General features: G+C 27.7%; 1 protein-coding gene. It reads right to left on the minus strand.

Going from position 1 to position 657, the window contains the following annotated elements; genetic code table 4:
* A partial coding sequence (locus tag D9R21_RS07900) for a hypothetical protein (protein ID WP_158614026.1) occupies positions 1-657 on the minus strand: 657 nt, incomplete at both ends.

Here is a 657-nt window from a genome sequence, read left to right on the forward strand (position 1 = left end):
TGAACTTGCTTTATCAGTTATTACAATACCTTCACTATTTTTTTGATTTCAAAAGTCATATCTACTTTCCATATCTTTTTTTCAATCTTCATAACCAGTTATCATTGTTGGCTGTATCCCTTGAATGTTATATCAACTTACCTCAGGTGATGCATAGGTATTTATTTTATCGGGTGGTGCAGGAAACATGTTATACATTAATAAATCTCTTGAATTCATTACTTTTTTATTAAATTGACCTTTAATAATTGGTCGGCCAATAACTGGCATATCAAAAAAGATTGGATTCCCATAAAATTTAACTGCCATTGCTCTAACACCAGGGTCTTTTAATAAAATCTCATCTAATTCAACAATACCTTTATTTAGTTTCTCATCATAAGTTATTTTAGGAAAACAATAACCTTCACCCGGAGCAATTGTTTGAATAAATTGTCGTACTGATAAACCACTATGACTAATTTTATTATTAATACTTGAAAATGTAATTTCTTGTCATAAAAAACTACCATCATAAGGTGAATAATAATTAATAACATTTGATGGATATAATCATTGTCTATCTTGGGGTGCAGAATTAATATCACCACCACCAATATTTAAACCACGATCATTAAATACAGTATAAAAATTATAATAATCATTAATATTTAATTT

It is taken from the genome of Spiroplasma endosymbiont of Megaselia nigra (assembly GCF_003987485.1).
Lineage (GTDB): Bacteria > Bacillota_I > Bacilli_A > Mycoplasmatales > Mycoplasmataceae > Spiroplasma.